Raw genomic sequence first — 19,076 nt, forward strand, 5'->3', positions numbered from 1 at the left:
CATGGGGACCTTCATCCAACTCGTCATCGACGGCCTGTCCACCGGCTCCGTCTACGCGGCCCTCGCCCTCGCGATCGTGCTCGTCCACTCGGCGACGGGGCTGATCAACTTCGCGCAGGGCGGCATGGCGGTCCTCGCGGCGTACTTCGCGTGGTACCTGACGAACCAGGGCGTGCCGCTGATCGTCGCGATCCTGCTGTCGATCGTCTTCTCCTTCGCCCTCGGTGCGGTCGTCGAGCGCTGGCTGATGCGGCGCTTCGAGCGTGGCGACCCCGACACCGCCGTCGTGGTCACGATCGGCCTGCTCACGCTGATCACCGGTATCGCCGGGTGGCTCTGGACGTACAACAACCAGCAGTTCCCGTCGCTGTTCCCCCTCGACACCGTGTCGTTCCTGGGGGTCTCGGTCAGCATCCGGTCGATCGGGACGACGGTCGTCATCGTCGTGGCCATGGTCCTGCTGCAGGCGCTCTTCGTGGGCACCAAGCTCGGCCTGGCGCTGCGGGCGGTCGCGATCAACCCGCAGTCCGCGGCCTTCTCCGGACTGCCCGTCGGCCGTCTCCTGATGGTCGGCTGGGGCCTGGCGGCGGTGCTGGGGGCCGTGGCCGGGGCGCTCGTCGCACCGCAGCTCACGCTGACGCCGGGCATGCTCGACAACGCCCTCGTGTACGCGCTGGCCGCCGTCATCCTGGGCGGCCTCACCAGCCCCGTCGGCGTCGTCGTCGCGGCCTGGATCATCGGCATCCTGGAGAACCTGGCCGCGGTGTACGTGCCGTTCATCGGGCACGACCTGAAGATCGCCGTGCCGTTCATCCTCCTCTTCGTCGTGCTCATCGTCCGACCTCAGGGCCTGTTCGGCCGGAAAACCGTGGTGCGCGTGTGATGGCCTCCGCCTCGTCCCTCTCCACCTCGTCCCGGTCCGCGGCCGCCCCCGCCGCGGCGGCTCCGTCCTTCCGGCAGCGTCGGTGGGTGCGCATGGCGGCCCCGCTGGTGCTCGCCCTCGTGCTCGCCGTGCTGCCCCTGGTGCTGCCGGAGTTCGCCAACGAGACGATCGCCCGCATCGGCGTCTTCGCCGTCGCGGTGCTCGGTCTCAACGTCGTGATGGGTTACACGGGGCAGGTGTCGCTGGGGCAGATCTTCTTCCTCGGCGTCGGCGCGTACGTCACGGCGTACGGCGTCCAGAACGACTGGAACATCGTCCTGGTCTTCGTGCTCGCCTGCCTGATCCCCGCCGTCGCGGGGCTGATCGTGGCGCTCGCCGCGGCACGCCTGGGCGGGCTGGCGATCGCGATGGTCACCGTCGCGCTGCCCATCGTCGGCGTCCCGCTCGCCAAGCGGCTGAGCGAGTTCACCGGCGGTTCCCAGGGTCTGTCGGCGCGCTTCGCCGACAACCCGGAGTGGACCGGGCTCTACGACGACCAGTGGCAGCTGTACATCGTGCTGGTCATCGGCGGCATCGTCTTCCTGCTGACCCGCTACCTCGTGCGCGGCAAGTACGGCCGGGCCTTCGCCATCGTGAAGGGCAACGAGAACGTCGCGTCCTCCATGGGCATCTCGCCGTACCGGTACAAGGTGCTGGCGTTCACGATCGCCTCCCTCATCGGCGGCGTGAGCGGCTTCCTGTACATGCTCGTCGTCCAGTACACCTCGCCGGAGACCATGAGCTTCGGGCACTCGATCGAGCTGCTCGCCGCGATGGTGATCGGCGGCGCCGGGAGCATCGTGGGCTCGATCCTCGGTGGCGCCTGGTACGTGCTCGTCCCCCAGCTGACGAACGCGGTCGACGCCAGCCTCACGGCGTTGCTGCAGGGCGCCGTCCTGCTGCTCGTCCTGTTCGTCCTCCCCGGCGGCCTCGCGTCGCTTCCCCGCGCCCTCACCCGCGGCCGCCGGCGCTCCGGCGCCGACCGCGGAGTCGGCGCGCCACCAACCACTCCGTCGTCGACCGCAGGGTCGGGCACCGCGGCGGAGGGATCTGAGAGAGAGAGGCAAGGTCCCGCATGAACACGCACTTTCGATCGCGGACTGCCCGCGGTGTCGCTGTCGTCTCGGCGCTCGCGCTGACCCTCACGGCCTGCGGTCGTGAAGGCGGCGGTGGCGGCGGTGGCGGCGGTGGCTCGGCCAGCCCCGGCATCACCGACGACTCGGTCACGCTCGGCGTCACCACGCCGCTCAGCGGCGCCACCGCCGGGCCGGGCACCTGCACCGTCGCCGGCGTCAAGGCCTACTTCGGCGCGAAGAACGCCGAGGGCGGCGTCGAGTTCGGCGACGGGAAGACCCGCACCGTCGACATCCGGGCGCTGGACGACACCTACGACCCGCAGCAGGCGAAGGCCAACTACGACCAGCTCAAGAACGACGTCTTCGCGATGACCGCGGGCCTCGGGACGCCGACCAACCGTGCGTGGCGTGACGCGGCGATCGCCGACGAGGTGCCGCAGGTCCTGATCATGACCGGCGACCCGCTGTTCAGCGACACCGAGGAGAGCCCCTGGCAGCTCGGCTTCGTGCCGATCTACCAGAACGAGGGCGAGGCCTTCGGCGAGCTGCTCGCCACCTCGAGCGAGGAGCACAAGGTCGCGATCCTGTCGCAGAACGACGACTACGGCGAGGGCTACGTCGAGGGCTTCAAGTCGGCCATCGAGGGCGCGGACAACATCGAGATCGTCGACGAGCTGACCTACGAGGCGACCGACACCTCCGTCGACGCGCAGATCACCGAGCTCGCCAGCAGCGGCGCCGACATCTTCTTCAACGCGATGTCGGTGACCCCGCTGATGATCGCCTCGCTGCAGAAGGCGCAGCAGCTCAACTGGAAGCCCAGCTGGTTCCTGCCCTCGAACACCTCGAGCCCCGGGGCGATCCTGGAGCCCGGCGGCGCGGCGGCCTACCCCGGCATCTACTCCGTCTCCTTCGCGAAGGCGCCGCAGAGCCCGGCCTTCGCCCAGGACGAGGACGTCGTGGAGTACCTGGCGGCGCTCAAGGAGCACGGCGACTACCCGGACCCGCCGGCCTTCCCGCACTGCCAGTGGAGCTGGATGATCGGCGCGACGCTGGAGCAGGCGTTCGGCGAGATGACCGAGCCGACCCGGGAGAACTTCATGGAGGCGCTGCGCTCCATCGAGGACTTCCAGGCCCCGCTCATGCTGGAGGGCACCGCTGTGAACACCAGCGAGGAGGGCCAGCCGGCCGTCTCGACGCTGAACGTGCAGAAGTTCAACGGCAAGGGCTACGACACGGTCGAGTCCTTCGGGTGACCTCGTCGTGACGCGGAGGGGCGGCTAGTCCAAGGACGGGTCGCCCCTCCGTCCCGGCGCCCCGCCGGTGCGTCGGGGCACCCGGCAGGGGGACGTCGGCGTACCGGAAGGGTCGCATCTGTTGAGATCCCCGGCCCGCGGTCCCTACGGTGGGCCGGTGGCGCACACGACGGGGGAGAGCGCACACCTGCTCCGCGGCGCGCACGCCAAGCGCCTCGCCGAGCAGCGGCTGCGCGAGGAGATCGTGCGCGGGGTCGTCGTCCCGGGGCAGTGGCTGGTCGAGCCCGAGCTGGGGGAGCGGTACGGCGTGACCCGCAACAGCGCCCGGCTCGCCCTGGACGTGCTGATCACCGAGGGCCTGGTCGAGCGGATCCCGAACCGCGGGGCGCGGGTCCGGGTCGTCTCCACCGCCGAGGCGGTGGCCGTCCTGGAGTGCCGGCAGGTCCTCGACGGGCTGCTCGCCCGCAAGGCGGCGCAGCACGCGACCGCCGGCCGGACCGACTCCCTGCGCGACAACCTCCGGCGGATGCGTCGGGCCGGGGCCGAGCAGGAGCTGCTCGAGTACTCGGCGCTGGTGCGGGAGCACCACCGGCTCCTGCGGGAGCTGGCGTCCCAGCCCAGGGCGTCGGCGCTGGTCGAGCAGTTGGAAGGGCGGATGGTGCGGCACGAGTTCCAGCTGCTGCTGCGTCCGGGGCAGGCCCGGCAGTCGCTCGCCGGGCTGACGCGCGTCGTCGACGCCGTCGTGGAGCGCGCGGCCGACCGAGCCGAGTCCGCCGCCCGGGCGCACCTGCAGGACGTCATCGACGCACTGCTCCTTGAGCCGGCCGCGGCCTGATCCGGCCCCGCGTCGGAACGCCGGCGGTGGCGGTGCCCGCGGCGCCTCGCCCGTGCCGGCCGAGGGGCGCGACGATTGCATGCAGAATCGTTGGCAATCCCGCCCGGGTGGATTAACGTGCGCCCATGGCGTCCGCGGCTCAGGAAATGGCGGAGCGCGCCCTCCGGGTCGCGATCTCCCGCGGTGACATGCCGCCCGGATACCGGCTGGTCGAGGCCGAGCTCGTCACCCTGACCGGCGTCAGCCGCAGTGCCGTGCGGCAGGCGATCGACGTGCTGGCCGCGGAGGGTCTCGTCGAGCGGATCCCGAACAAGGGGGCGCGGGTACGGATCGTCTCCGCCGAGGAGGCCATCGAGATCACCGAGTGCCGGCTCCCGCTCGAGGGCCTGCTGGCCCGCAAGGCGGCCGAGCGGATCACCGACGCCGAGGTCGACCGGCTCCGCGCCCACCTGCACACGATGACGGCGGCGGTCGACTCCGGCGACGTCCAGAAGTACTCGCAGCTCATCCAGCAGCTGTACGGCATGGTCGCCGAGGCTGCCCGCCACCCGATCGCGGCGGACATGGTCGGCCGGCTGCAGGCGCAGCTGGTCCGCCACCAGTTCCGGCTCTCGCTGCGGCCCGGCCGTCCCCGGGTGAGCCTCGGCGGGCTCACCGCCCTGGTCGACGCGATCTCCGCCCGCGATCCCGAGCGGGCCGAGGCCGCGGTAGCCGCCCACCTCGGCAGCGTCATCGCCGCGCTGTCCGAGCCCCACCCGTCCGGAGGAGCAGCATGAGGAACGTCGTCGTCACCGATCCGCCGCGTGCGGACGTCGGAGATGCCCAGCAGCTCGGCGAGTACGGCGTCGCCACCGTCCACGAGGCGCTGGGCCGGGTCGGCTACCTGGGGCCCGAGTTCCGCCCGGCATGGTCCGGTGCGCGGATCGGCGGCACCGCGGTCACCGTCCTCTGCTGGCCCGGCGACAACCTCATGATCCACGTGGCGGTGGAGCAGTGCCGGCCGGGCGACGTGCTCGTCGTCGCCACCAACTCCCCGTCCAGCGACGGGTTGTTCGGCGAGCTGTTCGCCACCGCCCTGGCCCAGCGCGGGGTGCGCGGCGTGGTGCTGGCCAGCGGCGTGCGCGACGTCGCCGAGCTGCGCGAGATGGGCTTCCCGGCCTGGTCGCGGGCGGTGAGCGCCCAGGGCTCGGTGAAGGCCACGGCCGGCGCGGTGAACGTGCCGGTGGTCGTCGGCGGCCAGACGGTCCACCCGGGCGACGTCGTGGTCGCCGACGACGACGGCGTGATGGTGGTGCCCCGCGCCGACGTGCCGCGCGCGCTCACCTCGTCGCAGGCTCGGCTGGACAAGGAGGCCGCCAGCCGCGCCGCCTTCCAGGCGGGCGAGCTCGGGCTGGACCGCTACGGCCTGCGCGACCGCCTCGCGGACTTCGGCATCGAGTACGTGCCGTACGAGAAGTACGCGGAGGGAGAGAGGTGAGCTACGACGACGGCGGCGTCCGCTGCACGATGCTGCGCGCCGGTACCTCCCGCGGCCTGTACTTCGAGGCGGAGCACCTGCCGGCCGACCCGGCCGAGCGCGACGACCTGCTGCTGCGGCTCATGGGCACGCCCGACCCGCGGCAGATCGACGGCCTCGGCGGCGGCACCACGCTCACCAGCAAGGTCGCGGTGGTCTCCCGGTCCGAGGACCCGGAGGTCGACGTCGACTACCTGTTCCTCCAGCTCGGCGTCGACGAGGCGACGGTCAGCGACCGGCAGAACTGCGGCAACATCCTGGCCGGGGTGGGGCCCTTCGCCGTCGAGCGCGGCCTGGTCCCGGCCGCCGGCGACGAGACCAGCGTGCGCATCCGGATGGTCAACTCCGGGAGCGTCGCCGTCGCCACCTTCCCGACGCCGGAGGGCCGGGTCGAGTACCGCGGCGACGTGGCGATCGCCGGGGTGCCCGGCACGGCGGCGCCGGTGGTGCTGGGCTTCACCGACACGGAGGGTTCGGCGACCGGGGCGCTGCTGCCCACCGGGCACGTCCGCGACACCGTCGAGGGCATCGAGGTCACCTGCGTCGACAACGGCATGCCCGTCGTCCTCGCCCTCGCCGAGGCGTTCGGGCTGACCGGCTACGAGTCGCACGAGGAGCTGGCCGCCGACGCGGCCCTGCTCGAGCGGGTCGACACCTTCCGCCGCAAGGCCGCCCAGCTGATGGGCATGGGCGACGTCGCCACCGCGTCGGTGCCCAAGACCGTGCTGCTGGCCGCGCCCCGCGACGGCGGGCAGGTGTGCACCCGCTCCTTCATCCCGGTCCAGCCGCACTCCTCGATCGGCGTGCTCGGCGCGGTCAGCGTGGTCACCGGGATGCGCCTGCCCGGCGCGGTCGGCCACGAGCTGACCAGCGCCTGGCCGACGGACACCTCGCAGGTCGACGTCGAGCACCCGACGGGGCACCTGCTCGTCGACGTCGTCGTCGACGCCTCGACCACACCGCCGCGCGCCGTCCGGTCCGCGGTCGTGCGCACCGCCCGCAAGCTCTTCGACGGGACAGCGTTCCCGCGCTGAGGAGACACCCCGTCCCCTCGCGGGGCCGGGACGAGCCTCCGGACGACGCCACCGAACCTTCCGCCCCCGACTCCTAGGAGTGCCCGTGCCACCCCTGCACGACATCGCGCACCTCGCCCACATCGAGCTGCTCACGCACAAGCCGGAGGAGAGCCTCGACTTCTTCGTGCGGTACCTGGGGATGACCGAGAACGGCTCCTCCGGCGACTCGGTGTTCCTGCGCGCCTGGGACGACTACGAGAACACCACCATCAAGCTCACCGCCGCCCCGCAGCCGGGCGTGGGTCGCACGAACTTCCGGGCCAGCACGCCCGAGGCCCTCCAGCGCCGGGTGGCGGCCATCGAAGCGACCGGCCTCGGCAGGGGCTGGCAGGACGGCGACCCCGGCTACGGGCCGGTCTACGTCTTCACCGACCCCGACGGCCACGAGATGGGCGTCTACTACGAGACCGAGTGGTACCGGCCGGAGGGTGACCTCAAGCCGGCGCTGAAGAACCAGGCGCAGGCCTACCCCGGCCGCGGGGTCGGCGTCCGCCGGATCGACCACATCAACTACCTCGGTGTGAACCCGAAGGAGAACCGCGACTTCTTCGTCGACACCCTCGGCGCGATGACCACCGAGCAGATCGTGCTCGACAGCGGTGAGATCGCCGGCACCTGGACCACGTTCACCAACCAGGGCTACAACGCGGTCTGGACCAAGGACCGGACCGGTACCTCGGGCCGGCTGCACCACATCTCCTTCGCAGTCGACAGCCGGGACGACATCATCCGGGCCGCCGACCTGGCCCTGGAGCACGGCGTCCACATCGAGACCGGACCGCACAAGCACACCATCCAGCAGAGCTTCTTCCTCTACGTCTGGGAGCCGGCCGGCAACCGGATCGAGCTGGACAACCCCGCCGCCCGGCTGGTGCTCGCGCCGGACTGGCAGCCGGTCGACTGGTCGGAGGCCGAGCGGGCCAAGGGCCAGGCCTGGGGCCTGCAGACCATCTCCACGTTCCACACCCACGGCACGCCGCCGGTCGAGGGCCAGGAGTGACCCCGGTCGTCGCCGTCCTCGGGCTGGGCGAGGCCGGGTCGGAGATCGCCCGCGACCTGGTCGCCGTGGGCGCGGACGTCCGGGGGTACGACCCGCTGGGCCTGACCGTGGACGGCGTCGCCCGCTGCGGTTCCGAGGCGGAGGCGGTGGCCGGCGCCGACGTCGTCCTCAGCGTCAACAGCTCGCACGACGCCATGACGGCGCTGGAGAACGCACTGACCGGGCTGCGCCCGGACACCCTGTGGGCCGACCTGAACACCGCGAGCCCCGGGGCCAAGGTCGCCCTGGCGGAGCGGGCCGCGGCGCACGACGTGCGGGTGGTCGACGTCGCCCTCATGTCGCCGGTGCCGGACAAGGGCCTGCGCACGCCGATGCTCGTCTGCGGCGACGGCGCCGGCCGGTTCCTCGAGCTGCTCTCCGGGCTGGGCGCCGAGGTGACCCTGCAGGACGGTCCGGTCGGGACGGCGATCTCCCGCAAGCTGCTGCGCAGCGTCTTCTACAAGGGCCTGGCCGCAGCCGTGGTCGAGGCGCTGCGCGGCGCCGAGGCGGCCGGCTGCGCCGACTGGCTGCGCGGCAACATCGCCGCCGAGCTGGCCGGGTTCGACGAGCGCACGCTGGACCGGCTCGTCGACGGCACCTACACGCACGCCGGGCGACGGGCCGACGAGATGGCCGCGGCCACCGAGCAGCTGCAGGAGCTGGGGGTGCCCGCCCGCGTCGCCCCCGCCGCCCGCGACCTCCTGGTCGAGCTCCGGGACGCCGCCGACAAGGGGACGACGTGATCATCGACTGCCACGGGCACTACACGACCGCCCCCGCCGCGCACACCGCGTGGCGCGAGGAGCAGGTGTCGGCGTGGAAGGCGGGGACCACGCCGCCGGCGTACCCGTCGATCAGCGACGACGAGATCCGGGAGACGATCGAGACCAGTCAGCTGCGGCTGATGGACGAGCGCGGCATCGACGTCACGCTCTTCTCGCCCCGCGCCTCGGCGATGGCCCACCACGTCGGCGACGCGGCGGTCAGCCTGGAGTGGGCCCGCCGGTGCAACGACCTCGTCCACCGGGTCACCACGCTGTTCCCCGACCGCTTCGTCGGCGTCGCGCAGCTGCCCCAGTCCCCGGGCACGGGCATCACCGGGTCGATCGACGAGCTGCGCCGCTGCGTGGAGCAGCTCGGCTTCGTCGGCTGCAACCTCAACCCCGACCCCAGCGGTGGCCACTGGACGTCGCCGGCGCTGACCGACCGGAGCTGGTACCCGTTCTACGAGGCCATGGTCGAGCTCGACGTGCCGGCGATGGTGCACGTCTCGGCGTCGGCCACCCCGGTCTTCCACGCGACCGGTGCGTACTACATCAACGCCGACACCACCGCGTTCATGCAGCTGCTCCAGGGCGACCTGTTCACCGATCTCCCGGACCTGCGCCTGGTGATCCCGCACGGTGGGGGAGCGGTGCCCTACCACTGGGGCCGGTACCGGGGGCTGGCCGACATGCTCGGGCGGCCGCCGGTGGAGACCAACGTCATGGGCAACGTCTTCTTCGACACCTGCGTCTACCACCAGCCGGGCCTGGACCTGCTGCTGGACGTGGTCGACACCCGCAACGTCCTGTTCGGGTCGGAGATGGTCGGGGCCGTGCGCGGCGTCGACGAGCGCACCGGGCACCACTACGACGACACCCGCCGGTACGTGGAGGCCGCGTTCGAGAGGGGGGCGCTGGACGAGGAGTCCCGCGCCGCCGTCTTCGAGCACAACGTCAGGCGGGTCTACCCCCGGCTCGCCGCCGCGCTCGACTGACGCCGGCCCCCAGGGGTCCGGCAGCTCGTCGTGACGGTCGTCGAGCGGGCCCGTATCGCGGGCAGCTGCCCGGTGCGGTTCGGTGGCGGCCCGGCTGCCGGTCCGGCACAGAATGGCTCCCCGTCGGCGTCCGACAGGACGGTGGGGAGTTGGCCACCCGTCCGAGACAGATGTCGCAGGCGGCATGGGCTATCACGCCCTGTGACCTGGAACACCCCCGTATGAGGATGGCGTCGCCGGTGGCGAAGCGCCGGCATCGCACAGTCGTTCGGCCGGATGCCGGGCGGCCGGCTGCACCGAACCTGAGGAGACAACGCCCATGCGGTCACGTCCACGTCCGGGACATGCGCGCGCGACGCTCACCGTCCTTGCCACCACTGCGTCGAGTCTCGTGCTCCTCGCCCCGACCGCGCAGGCGGCACCCGGGGGGAAGAGCCCCCAGGCGCCCCACCCGGATCGGCCGGCGATCGCCTGCGAGGCGCTCAAGGCACGGGCCTTCGCGCCGGCGAACGCGACGGTCACGGAGGCGACGTCGGTCCCGGCGAGCAGCACGGCGCCGGCGACGTGCCAGGTCACCCTGACCGTCTCCGACCCGGAGGACGGCGGGAAGGTGACCGTCTGGGTGCACATGCCCGAGCGCACGTGGAACGGGCGGTACCAGGCCGTCGGGGGCGGCGGCTTCTCCGGCGGCGACCCCGGCCGCCTCGCCGGGGCGGTCCAGCAGGGCTACGCGGCCTCGGCCACCGACGCCGGGCACGTGGGCAGCTCCGGCACCTTCGGGCTGAACCCCGACGGCACCCCCAACCACACCGGCCGTGAGGACTTCGGCCACGAGGGCGTCCACGACATGGCCGTCGCCGCGAAGTCCGTCGTCACCACCTTCTACGGCCGGGCGCCGGAGTACTCGTACTGGAACGGCTGCTCCACCGGTGGCCGGCAGGGCCTCATGGAGGCCCAGAATTACCCGGACGACTTCGACGGCATCTTCGCGGGCGCGCCGGTCATCAACTTCCCGGAGATGCAGACCGGCCAGATCTGGGGCCAGATCGTCATGCTCCAGGAGAACAACCCGGTCCCCGCCTGCAAGTTCGAGACCGCGCTGAAGGCCGCGGTCGCGGCCTGCGACACCGTCGGTGACGGCGTGGTGGACGGAGTCATCGGCGACCCCTTCGCCTGCGACTTCGACCTGACCACGCTCATCGGAACCGAGACGGCGTGCGGCACCATCACGGCGAAGGACGTCGCGGTCATGCAGCGCATCCACGAGGGGCCACGCGGCACCGACGGCCGCTTCCTCTGGTACGGCCTGCCCTACGGCGCCCCCTACGCGGGCCTGCACAACACCAAGCTGGACGACCAGGGCCAGCTCGTCGGGGACCCGTTCATCTACGACATCTGGTGGATCAGGTACTTCCTGACCGACGACCCGTCGTTCGACTGGCGGACCCTGGACTACGCGTCGTTCGAGGGGCTGTTCGACCTGGCCGTCGAGCGGTACGGCGACATGATGGGCGCCAGCGACACGGACCTCTCGGCGTTCCGCGACAGCGGCGGCAAGCTGCTCATGTGGCACGGCGCAGCCGACTTCGGCGTCACCGTCAAGGGCACGGTCGACTACTACGAGCGCCTGGAGGAGCGGTTCGGCGAGGGGACGGACGACTTCGCCCGGCTGTTCCTGGCGCCGGGCGTCGGCCACTGCAGCGGCGGGGCCGGACCTGAGCTGACCAACGGCTTCGGCGCCCTGGTCGAGTGGGTGGAGAACGGCACGGCACCGGCGACCCTCGACGCCGCCAAGGCCGGGGTGACCCGCCCGGTCTGCGCCTACCCGCTGGTGGCCGAGTGGACGGGTTTCGGCGACTGGAGGGACGGCAGCAACTTCGAGTGCGTCGCCGGCACCAGGATGGAGCTCCGCCAGCCCTGACGGTCCGAAGGTGAGACCGGGCCCGGCCACGGCAGCCACCGCTGCCGTGGCCGGGTACCGGCGCGCCGGGCAGCATGTCCGCATGCCGCTGCGGGCGCGGCTGCCGATACCGAAGGAGGATGCGGTGCCCGACCTCACTGACAGCTCCGCCCCCGGCCCACCGCGGGCGGAGGCGTCCGGTCCGCCGTTCCCCGCCGACCACGTCGGCAGCCTGCCGCGCCGCGGCGCGGGGCCGGGAGCCTGGGAGCCGGTGACCGACGACCCGGCCGCCGCGAAGGCGACCCTGCGCGCGGGGTTCCTGGCGCGCCGGGTGGCCCGGCCGGAGAACGAGCGGGCGGCGGCCGCCGACGCGATCGCCGACGTGCTCGTCGCCCGGCTCACCGGGGTCCGCACGCTCGCGGCGTTCGTGCCCGACCCCACCGAGCCCGGGCACGGCCGGATCCCCGCGGCGTTCGCCGGCCTCGGCGCGCGGGTGCTGCTCCCGGTCGTCCCGGCGCAGGGGCGGCAGCTGGACTGGGCGGTCGACACCGGCCGGCACGAGCCCGGCCGCTTCGGCCTGATGGAGCCCGGAGGGCCCCGCCTCGACGCCACGGCGATCGGTGCCGCCGACGTCGTCGTCGTGCCGGCCCTGGTCGTCGACCGGGCCGGCATCCGGCTCGGCCGCGGGGGCGGCTACTACGACCGGGCGCTGGTGCACGCCCGCCCCGACGCGCTCCTGGTCACGCTCGCGTTCGACGACGAGGTCGTCGACGAACTGCCCGCGGAGGAGCACGATCGGCCCGTGGACGCCGTCGTCACGCCGTCCGGCTGGCTGGACCTCCCTGGACGGTCCCGGTGAGCGCGCGCTCGCGGGCCGTCGCCGCGTCCCTCCGGGGCGCCCCCACCCGTGGCCTGCGGACGCAGGTTCCGATCCCTATCCGAGGAGAGAACGATGGTGTCTCTGGATCAGCTACCGGAGATCAGGACCGAGCTGTTCATCGCCGGCGAGGTGCGCAGCACGGATGACCACCTGCAGGTGATCGACCCGTCCGACGGCCGGTCGGTCGTGGGTTATGCGGGCGCGGCCAGTGCCAAGCAGGCCGAGGAGGCCGTCGCCGCGGCGCACCGCGCCTTCCCGGCGTGGTCCGCCCGGACGCCGCAGGAGCGGGCGGAGATGATCGTCGCCGCGCTGGCCCCGCTCGAGGCCGACCGCGACGCGACGGCGGAGATCCTGACCCGCGAGAACGGGAAGATCCGGATGGAGTCGTTCATCGACTCCATCGTCTTCGCCCACCGCTGCCAGCTCGCCGCCGGGCTGGCGGACCGGGTGGGGGAGACGGTCACGCTGCCGGCGCCGCCGTGGCGGACCGAGGTCTCCTACCTGCCGCTGGGTGTCGTGACGATCATCGTGCCGTTCAACTGGCCGATGGCGATCCTGGGCGCGTCGCTGCCGTACGCCCTCGTGGCCGGGAACACCGTGGTGGTCAAGCCGCCGCCGACCACCCCGCTGGCCACGACCCGCACGGTGCAGAAGATGGCCGAGCTGCTGCCGCCGGGCGTGCTCAACGTGGTGACCGGGCACGACGCCGAGATCGGCTCCGCGCTGATCCAGGACGACCGGGTGAAGAAGGTCTGCTTCACCGGCAGCCCCGGCGGCGGCAAGCGGATCATGGCCATGGCGTCGGAGTCGCTGACCCGGGTGGCCCTGGAGCTGGGCGGCAACGACCCGGCGATCGTGCTGCCCGACGCCGACCTCGGCCCGGAGGCGCTGCAGAAGATGTTCGGGGGCACCTTCGACTCCACCGGCCAGATCTGCATGGCGACCAAGCGGCTCTACGTGCACCGCTCCCGGTACGAGGAGGTCGTGGAGGGGCTGTCGGGTCTGCTGTCGGCCACGCGCCTGGGCCACGGCCTGGACGAGGGCGTCACGATGGGCCCGCTGCACCAGAGCCGGCAGAAGGAGTACGTGCTGGAGCTGCTCGCGCAGGCGCGCGAGTCCGGCGCGGAGGTGCGCGAGTTCGGCGAGGCGGTGGACGGCGCCGACATCTCGGTCGGCAACTTCCTCAGGCCGAGCCTGGTCCTCGACCCGTCCGACGACGCCCGCGTCGTCGGTGAGGAGCAGTTCGGGCCGACCCTGCCGATCCTGCCGTTCGACGACGTCGAGGACGCGGTCGCTCGCGCCAACGACACCTGGTCGGGCCTGTGCTCCTCGGTGTGGACGGCGGACATGGACCGGGCGGCGGACATCGGCAAGCGGCTGCGCACCGGCTACACCTTCGTCAACTGCCACGGTGCGGCGTTCCTCGACGAGCGGGCGCCCTTCGGCGGCTTCAACCACAGCGGCTTCGGTCGCGAGATGGGCATCGAGGGTCTCCGGGAGTTCATGGACACCCACTCGGTCGGCTTCCCGGCCTGACCGGATCCCCCGTGGGGGTCCGCACCGTCGCGGTGCGGGCCCCCACGGGCACGTCGAGGCCCGGATGGTCCCGGGGGTGCGGCGACGGGCGTCCGGGCGGAGTCATCCGTCGTACGCCGCGCGCGACGGGGGAGGGCCGCCGGGGACGTCATCCGCGGGATCCACCGCGCGCACCGGTCGCCCTAGCGTCGCAGTCCAGCCCGGCTGCTCGGAGCCGGCCCGGCGGACGAGGAGGAGCGGACGGATGCTGATGAAGGCCACCGCCCGGCCGTCCGTCGTCCGGACGCCGGCGATCGTCCGCCCGCCGGACGGGCGGTGCGTCGTCGTCGGCATCCTCAACGTCACCCCCGACTCGTTCTCCGACGGCGGGCTCTGGTCCTCGCCCGCGGCGGCCGTCGAGCACGGCCTGGCCCTCGCGGCGGCCGGGGCCGACTACGTCGACGTCGGCGGCGAGTCGACCCGTCCCGGCGCCTGCCGGGTGGACGCGGCGGAGGAGCTCCGGCGGGTGCGGCCGGTCGTCGCCGAGCTGGCGGCGGCCGGCATCGCGGTCAGCGTGGACACCATGCGCGCATCGGTCGCCGAGGCAGCCGTCGACGCCGGTGCCGTGCTGGTCAATGACGTCAGCGGTGGGCTGGCGGACCCGGCGATGGCCGACGTCGTCGCAGCCACAGGGGTGCCCTGGGTGCTGACGCACTGGCGGGGCCCGAGCCGGCAGATGTACGCCGGTGCGGAGTACCGCGACGTCGTGGCCCAGGTGCGCGAGGAGCTGCTGGCCCGGGTCGACGCGGCGCTGGCCGCGGGGGTCGACCCGCAGCGGCTGGTCCTCGACCCGGGGCTGGGTTTCGCCAAGCTGCCCGAGCACGACCTCGCGCTGCTGGCCCGCCTGGAGGAGTTGACCGCGCTGGGGTTCCCGCTGCTCGTCGGCGCCTCCCGCAAGCGCTTCCTCGGCGCGGTCCTGGCCGACGCCGACGGCGAGCCCCGGCCGGCGGACCGGCGGGACGCCGCCACGGGAGCGACGACGGTGGTCTCGGCGCGGGCCGGCGCGTGGGGCGTGCGCGTGCACGACGCCGCCGCCAGCGCCGACGCGGTGCGCCTGCTCGCCGCGCTCCCGCCGCACGCCTGACCCGGCCGCTCGCGGTGCCGGGTCGTCGCCGTGCCGACCTCCCGGCACGGCGACGACCCGTGCGCCTCAGCGCTGGGCCAGGTAGGCCGCTCCGGTCTGCCGCAGCCGGTCGTGCACGCCGTCGGCGACGCGGACACCCTCGGTGCCCAGGTACCGCTTGGCCAGCTTGGCGACCATCGTGTAGTTCGTGTCCACGACGTTGCCGGCCGGCGCGAGACCCGCCTGGCTCACCAGCTGGTAGGCGTCTAGCGTGTCCCACCCGGTGAGCTCGGCGGCCCAGGTGACCAGGTCGTGCTGGCTCACCCGGTAGGCGTCCTCCAGCGGCCGGGCCGAGCCGGTCGACATGAGGAAGTCGTCGGTCTCCAGCCGCGGCCACGGGGTGCCCGCGCCCTTGATCAGGTCGACGACGACGACCGTGCGCATGGCCGCCTCGACGGCTGTGCCGCACACCTCGCCCTCGCCCTGCCGGCAGTGCCCGTCCCCGATGGCCAGCTGGGCACCGGGCACGTTGACGCCGAAGTACGCCGTCGTCCCGGCGCGCAGCTCCGGGGTGTCCATGTTCCCGCCGTGCGCCCCCGGCGTGATGGTGGCGAAGACCTCGCCGCCGGCGGGCGCCACGCCCACAGTGCCGTGCATGGGGTCGAGCGGGAGTTCCACCTCCGGGCCGCCGCGGCGCGGCCGGAACAGGCAGGTGCCCCGCTCCCGGTCCACCTCGTAGACCCACACGACCTCCTCCAGGGGGTCGTGCAGCATGGCCGTGCTGTGCGTGGCGGTGAGCGCCCCGAAGTGCGGGAACGTGGTGGACACCGCCCAGTCGCGGGCCGGTGCGATCTCCACGAAGTGCACGGCGAGCGTGTCGCCGGGCTCCGCGCCCTCCACGTGGATCGGGCCGGTGACCGGGTTGAGCTGCGAGAAGTCGCAGACCTGGCTGGGCAGGTCGCCGGTGCCGGTCACCCGGCCGCCGAAGCAGTCCTCGGTGGTGAGCTCGACGACGGTGCCCGGCCGCACCCGCAGCAGTGGCTCCGGCGCTCCGCCGAAGGTGTAGCGGTACTGGCCCGGTCCGGGGTCGAGCGGGACGACCTCGAGGGTCACAGGTTCTCCTCCGTCTTCAGCTCGGGCTTGCGGCCGGTGGCCAGCAGGAAGACCAGCAGCGCGACACCGATCGCGAACCACACGAAGCCGAGCTCCTGCGCGGCCACCTGCGCGTTGTAGACGACGTAGGCCAGGATCGCGAACCCGACGACCGGCACCACCAGGTGCAGCCACCAGTTCCGGCTGCCGAGCCGGCCGACGTAGTGGACGACCACCGAGACGTGCAGCAGCAGGAAGGCCGACAGGGCGCCGAAGTTGACCAGGGTCGACAGCAGCGTGATCCCGTCGTCGCGGGTGCTCATGTAGATGCCCAGCACCAGCGAGATGGCGGCGACCAGGAACGTGGCGTTCACCGGCACGCGGCGGACCGGGTGCACCGTGGCCAGGAAGCCCGGCAGCTGGCGGTCACGGGCCATCGCGAACAGCAGCCGGGAGGTGGCGGCCTGGGCGACCAGCGAGTTGGCGAAGCCCCAGGCGATGGCGGTGGCCACGGCGGTGAGCGTGGCCAGCCACGCGCCACCGGCGACCCCGGCGGCGTCGTAGAAGGCGGTGCCGGCGGCGTCGCCCTCGGCGATCAGCGTGTCCGGGTCGGGCACGAGCAGCGCGGCGACCCAGGTCTGTACGACGAACAGCGTCCCGGCGAGCACGAGCGCGCCGATCATCGCCTTGCCGAGCGAGCGCGCCGACTCCCGGTTCTCCTCGGCCAGCGTGGAGATCGCGTCGAAGCCCAGGAAGCTCAGCACGGCGATGGAGACCGCGCCGAACACCAGCTCCAGGGAGAACGTGTCGGAGTTGTAGATCGGGGTGAGGTCCCAGCCGCGGCCCTCGCCGGAGGACAGCGCGATGACGCCCACGACCAGGAAGACCGCCAGCACGACCAGCTCGGCGACCAGCACGACCTTGTTCACGCGGGCGGTGAACTCGATGCCGAAGTAGTTGACCACCGTGTTCAGCACGACGAACGCGACGACCCAGATCCAGACGGGGACGCCCGGCACGATCGAGTTCATGGCGAAACCGGAGATCAGGTACAGCAGGCCGGGGATCAGCAGGTAGTCCAGCAGGACCATCCACCCGGCGATGAAGCCCACCGGCCGCGCGATGCCGCGGCCGGCGTAGGTGTAGACCGATCCGGCCATCGGGAACGCGCGCGACATCTGGGAGTAGGACGCGGCGGTGAACGCCATGGCCAGCCCGCCGACCACGTAGGCCAGCGCGACCATGCCCCCGGAGGCCTGGAAGACGCCGCCGAAGATGCCGAACGGCGCGATGGGGACCATGAAGACCAGGCCGTAGACCAGCAGGTCGGTGAAGCTCAGCGAACGCTTGAGCTCCTGCTCGTAGCCGAAGGACTCCACGCCCTGCTCGCTCGCGGCAGGGGTCACGCCGCCGAGGGTGGGACCGGGGGTGGTGCGGGGTTCGCTCATGGGCGGTCTGCTCCGTCTCTCCTCCCGGCCTGTGCCGGGGCGCGAGCAGAGTAGGACGCTTTCCTTCCATCTGGAAGTAACCGTCTCAAGCGGTGAGAAGACCGGGGATCTCGCGCAGTGCCAGACCCTCGGCGCGGGCCAGCCGGGCAGCGGGTGTGCGGCGGGCCGCCCGGCGCGTGCCGCCGGGGGAGACGGCCAGCCGGACGCCGTCGTAGAGCCCGCGGGCGTAGGCGCACACGACCGGCGCGTCGGGCCCGGAGCGGGAGGCGTGCCGCTCCTCGAGCGCGAGCTGCGCCTCGTCGGGCCCGCTGCCGCCGGAGGCGAAGGACGGCATGCAGGCGTAGAGCTCGCCGGTGCCGTCGCCGCCCACGGCGTAGAGGCCGTTCTCCTCCAGCGCACCCGACAGCCGCACCACCCGCCGGTCGAGCCCGGCGCGGACGAACTCGCGGTTGAACGTGACCAGGTCACGGCCCACCATGCTCAGCAGCACCCCGTCGGCGCGGGTGCGCCGCACCAGGTCCAGCAGCGGGCCCATGTCCGTCGGGCCGAACGGCACGAGCGCCTCGCCGACCACCTCGGCGCCGGTGCCGGCCAGCGCCCGGTGCGCGGCGCGGTGCACGGCGCGCGGCCAGACGTAGTCGGTACCCAGGAGCACCCAGCGACGGGCGCGGCGGTGGCGGACCAGCCAGGCCAGCGCGGCGGCGTGCTGGTTCGCCGGGGAGACCCCGGTGCGCACCACCCCGGTCCGGTGGCGGCCGCCCTCGTGCGGCGGGGTGAACACGTAGCGCGCCCCGGGCGGCAGCACCCGCTCAAGCGCCCGGTGGACGTCGCTGGTGTGGAACCCGACCAGGACGTCGAACGCGCCCGCCTCGAACAGGGCCGCAGCCTCGGCCGCCACGACGGCCGGCGCGCGGCCGGAGTCGACCGCGACCAGCCGCAGCTCGCGACCGTCCACGCCACCCGTGGCGTTCACCTCGTCGACGGCCAGCCCGGCCAGGTCGAGCGCCGAGGGCGCGGTCAGCGCCAGCGGCCCCGACAGCGGCACCGCCAGGCCGACGTGCAGCACCCCGGACTCCGGACCCGTGAGCAGGAGGTCCCACGGGTCCAGCGGACGGAGGGAGCCGGGCACACCGAGAAGTATGGTGCCCCCATGGTCCCGGGAGCTCGCGGTGGCGTCGGGGCGCGCGAGGAGCGCGTCACCGACGACCTGGTCGAGCTGCTGACGGTCACCCAGCGCCGGGTCGCCGGTGGTGTCGCCGCGGCACTGGCCGAGGACGGCACCACGCTGGACGGCTACCGGTTGCTGCGGGCGCTGGCCGGAGGGGGCCGCACGATGGGGCAGCTGGTGGCGGTCCTGCACCTGCCGGCCCCCACCTGCACGCGGCTGGTCGACGCCGCCGTCGACCAGGCGCTGGCCTACCGGCTGCCGCACGCCGAGGACGGTCGCAAGGTCGTCGTCCACCTGTCGGACCCGGGCCGCTCCCGGCTGCACCGCTGGGAGGCGCTGGTCGCGGCGCACGAGGCGTCGCTGGCCGCGGCGCTCGGTCCCGACCGCGTGGCGGCGCTGCGCCAGGCGCTGACCGAGCTGGCCGGCCCCGGGGACTGAGGCCGCCGGCTCGCGGGCGACCACGGCCCCGCC

Annotated in this window: 18 protein-coding genes; 15 read left to right on the forward strand and 3 right to left on the reverse strand. The window is 73.2% G+C overall.

Annotation, left to right across the window (positions count from 1 at the left end):
- The first annotated feature begins 1 nt into the window (after position 1).
- The 14 genes from C5507_RS07330 to folP all read left to right on the forward strand — a co-directional run bounded on the left by C5507_RS07330 (position 2) and on the right by folP (position 14,918).
- Positions 2 to 883, forward strand: coding sequence for a branched-chain amino acid ABC transporter permease (locus C5507_RS07330; RefSeq protein WP_104527870.1), 882 nt, complete (start codon positions 2 to 4; stop codon positions 881 to 883).
- A 92-nt stretch (positions 884 to 975) separates the two neighbouring features.
- Entirely contained in the window at positions 976 to 2,001 is a 1,026-nt protein-coding gene (locus C5507_RS07335) for a branched-chain amino acid ABC transporter permease (protein WP_207225949.1), read from the forward strand.
- Positions 1,998 to 3,254 carry an ABC transporter substrate-binding protein gene (locus tag C5507_RS07340; protein WP_104527871.1) on the forward strand — a complete coding sequence of 419 codons (1,257 nt, stop codon included), beginning with the start codon at positions 1,998 to 2,000 and terminating at the stop codon, positions 3,252 to 3,254. Before C5507_RS07335 ends, C5507_RS07340 begins: the two co-directional genes overlap by 4 nt.
- A gap of 157 nt (positions 3,255 to 3,411) precedes the next feature.
- Positions 3,412 to 4,089 carry a GntR family transcriptional regulator gene (locus C5507_RS07345; RefSeq protein ID WP_242610961.1) on the forward strand — a complete coding sequence of 226 codons (678 nt, stop codon included), beginning with the start codon at positions 3,412 to 3,414 and terminating at the stop codon, positions 4,087 to 4,089.
- Between the two features lie 125 nt (positions 4,090 to 4,214).
- Entirely contained in the window at positions 4,215 to 4,865 is a 651-nt protein-coding gene (locus tag C5507_RS07350; protein WP_104527872.1) for a GntR family transcriptional regulator, read from the forward strand.
- Positions 4,862 to 5,566, forward strand: coding sequence for a 4-carboxy-4-hydroxy-2-oxoadipate aldolase/oxaloacetate decarboxylase (locus C5507_RS07355; protein WP_104527873.1), 705 nt, complete (start codon positions 4,862 to 4,864; stop codon positions 5,564 to 5,566). The genes C5507_RS07350 and C5507_RS07355 overlap by 4 nt, the downstream gene beginning before the upstream one ends.
- Entirely contained in the window at positions 5,563 to 6,639 is a 1,077-nt protein-coding gene (locus C5507_RS07360; RefSeq protein ID WP_104527874.1) for a 4-oxalomesaconate tautomerase, read from the forward strand. Before C5507_RS07355 ends, C5507_RS07360 begins: the two co-directional genes overlap by 4 nt.
- 85 nt (positions 6,640 to 6,724) lie before the next feature.
- Entirely contained in the window at positions 6,725 to 7,681 is a 957-nt protein-coding gene (locus C5507_RS07365) for a VOC family protein (protein ID WP_104527924.1), read from the forward strand.
- On the forward strand, positions 7,678 to 8,463 hold the full coding sequence (locus tag C5507_RS07370; protein ID WP_104527875.1) for a DUF1932 domain-containing protein: 786 nt from the start codon (positions 7,678 to 7,680) through the stop codon (positions 8,461 to 8,463). The genes C5507_RS07365 and C5507_RS07370 overlap by 4 nt, the downstream gene beginning before the upstream one ends.
- Positions 8,460 to 9,479 (forward strand): amidohydrolase family protein, encoded by a 1,020-nt coding sequence (locus C5507_RS07375; protein WP_104527876.1) that lies wholly within the window; start codon positions 8,460 to 8,462, stop codon positions 9,477 to 9,479. The genes C5507_RS07370 and C5507_RS07375 overlap by 4 nt, the downstream gene beginning before the upstream one ends.
- A 391-nt stretch (positions 9,480 to 9,870) precedes the next feature.
- Positions 9,871 to 11,400, forward strand: coding sequence for a tannase/feruloyl esterase family alpha/beta hydrolase (locus tag C5507_RS07380; RefSeq protein ID WP_130504160.1), 1,530 nt, complete (start codon positions 9,871 to 9,873; stop codon positions 11,398 to 11,400).
- A 124-nt stretch (positions 11,401 to 11,524) separates the two neighbouring features.
- On the forward strand, positions 11,525 to 12,238 hold the full coding sequence (locus C5507_RS07385; protein WP_242610962.1) for a 5-formyltetrahydrofolate cyclo-ligase: 714 nt from the start codon (positions 11,525 to 11,527) through the stop codon (positions 12,236 to 12,238).
- Positions 12,239 to 12,331: 93 nt separating this feature from the next.
- Complete coding sequence (locus C5507_RS07390) at positions 12,332 to 13,795, forward strand: aldehyde dehydrogenase family protein (protein WP_104527878.1); 1,464 nt, start codon at positions 12,332 to 12,334, stop codon at positions 13,793 to 13,795.
- A gap of 244 nt (positions 13,796 to 14,039) precedes the next feature.
- Positions 14,040 to 14,918 (forward strand): dihydropteroate synthase, encoded by an 879-nt coding sequence (folP, locus tag C5507_RS07395; RefSeq protein WP_242610963.1) that lies wholly within the window; start codon positions 14,040 to 14,042, stop codon positions 14,916 to 14,918.
- Between the two features lie 66 nt (positions 14,919 to 14,984).
- Here the strand turns inward: folP and C5507_RS07400 are convergent, their stop codons facing one another.
- The 3 genes from C5507_RS07400 to C5507_RS07410 all read right to left on the reverse strand — a co-directional run bounded on the left by C5507_RS07400 (position 14,985) and on the right by C5507_RS07410 (position 18,566).
- A complete protein-coding gene (locus C5507_RS07400; protein ID WP_104527879.1) occupies positions 14,985 to 16,010 on the reverse strand; it encodes an acetamidase/formamidase family protein in 1,026 nt (341 codons plus the stop codon).
- Positions 16,007 to 17,437 (reverse strand): APC family permease, encoded by a 1,431-nt coding sequence (locus tag C5507_RS07405; RefSeq protein ID WP_104527880.1) that lies wholly within the window; start codon positions 17,435 to 17,437, stop codon positions 16,007 to 16,009. The genes C5507_RS07400 and C5507_RS07405 overlap by 4 nt, the downstream gene beginning before the upstream one ends.
- A gap of 85 nt (positions 17,438 to 17,522) precedes the next feature.
- On the reverse strand, positions 17,523 to 18,566 hold the full coding sequence (locus C5507_RS07410) for an ABC transporter substrate-binding protein (protein WP_104527881.1): 1,044 nt from the start codon (positions 18,564 to 18,566) through the stop codon (positions 17,523 to 17,525).
- A gap of 21 nt (positions 18,567 to 18,587) precedes the next feature.
- On the opposite strand from C5507_RS07410, the gene C5507_RS07415 reads away from it, so the two are divergent.
- Positions 18,588 to 19,043 (forward strand): MarR family winged helix-turn-helix transcriptional regulator, encoded by a 456-nt coding sequence (locus C5507_RS07415; RefSeq protein ID WP_104527882.1) that lies wholly within the window; start codon positions 18,588 to 18,590, stop codon positions 19,041 to 19,043.
- Positions 19,044 to 19,076: the final 33 nt, after the last annotated feature.

The organism is Blastococcus saxobsidens, assembly GCF_002938435.1.
Lineage (GTDB): Bacteria > Actinomycetota > Actinomycetes > Mycobacteriales > Geodermatophilaceae > Blastococcus > Blastococcus saxobsidens.

What these genes read in the sequence shown, in the direction of transcription:
- C5507_RS07390 (WP_104527878.1), top strand. Translation starts at nt 12,332, where the DNA reads ATGGTGTCTCTGGATCAGCTACCGGAGATCAGGACCGAGCTGTTCATC.
- C5507_RS07335 (WP_207225949.1), top strand. Translation starts at nt 976, where the DNA reads ATGGCGGCCCCGCTGGTGCTCGCCCTCGTGCTCGCCGTGCTGCCCCTG.
- C5507_RS07415 (WP_104527882.1), top strand. Translation starts at nt 18,588, where the DNA reads ATGGTCCCGGGAGCTCGCGGTGGCGTCGGGGCGCGCGAGGAGCGCGTC.
- folP (WP_242610963.1), top strand. Translation starts at nt 14,040, where the DNA reads ATGCTGATGAAGGCCACCGCCCGGCCGTCCGTCGTCCGGACGCCGGCG.
- C5507_RS07405 (WP_104527880.1), bottom strand. Translation starts at nt 17,437, where the DNA reads ATGAGCGAACCCCGCACCACCCCCGGTCCCACCCTCGGCGGCGTGACC.
- C5507_RS07330 (WP_104527870.1), top strand. Translation starts at nt 2, where the DNA reads ATGGGGACCTTCATCCAACTCGTCATCGACGGCCTGTCCACCGGCTCC.
- C5507_RS07350 (WP_104527872.1), top strand. Translation starts at nt 4,215, where the DNA reads ATGGCGTCCGCGGCTCAGGAAATGGCGGAGCGCGCCCTCCGGGTCGCG.
- C5507_RS07355 (WP_104527873.1), top strand. Translation starts at nt 4,862, where the DNA reads ATGAGGAACGTCGTCGTCACCGATCCGCCGCGTGCGGACGTCGGAGAT.
- C5507_RS07340 (WP_104527871.1), top strand. Translation starts at nt 1,998, where the DNA reads ATGAACACGCACTTTCGATCGCGGACTGCCCGCGGTGTCGCTGTCGTC.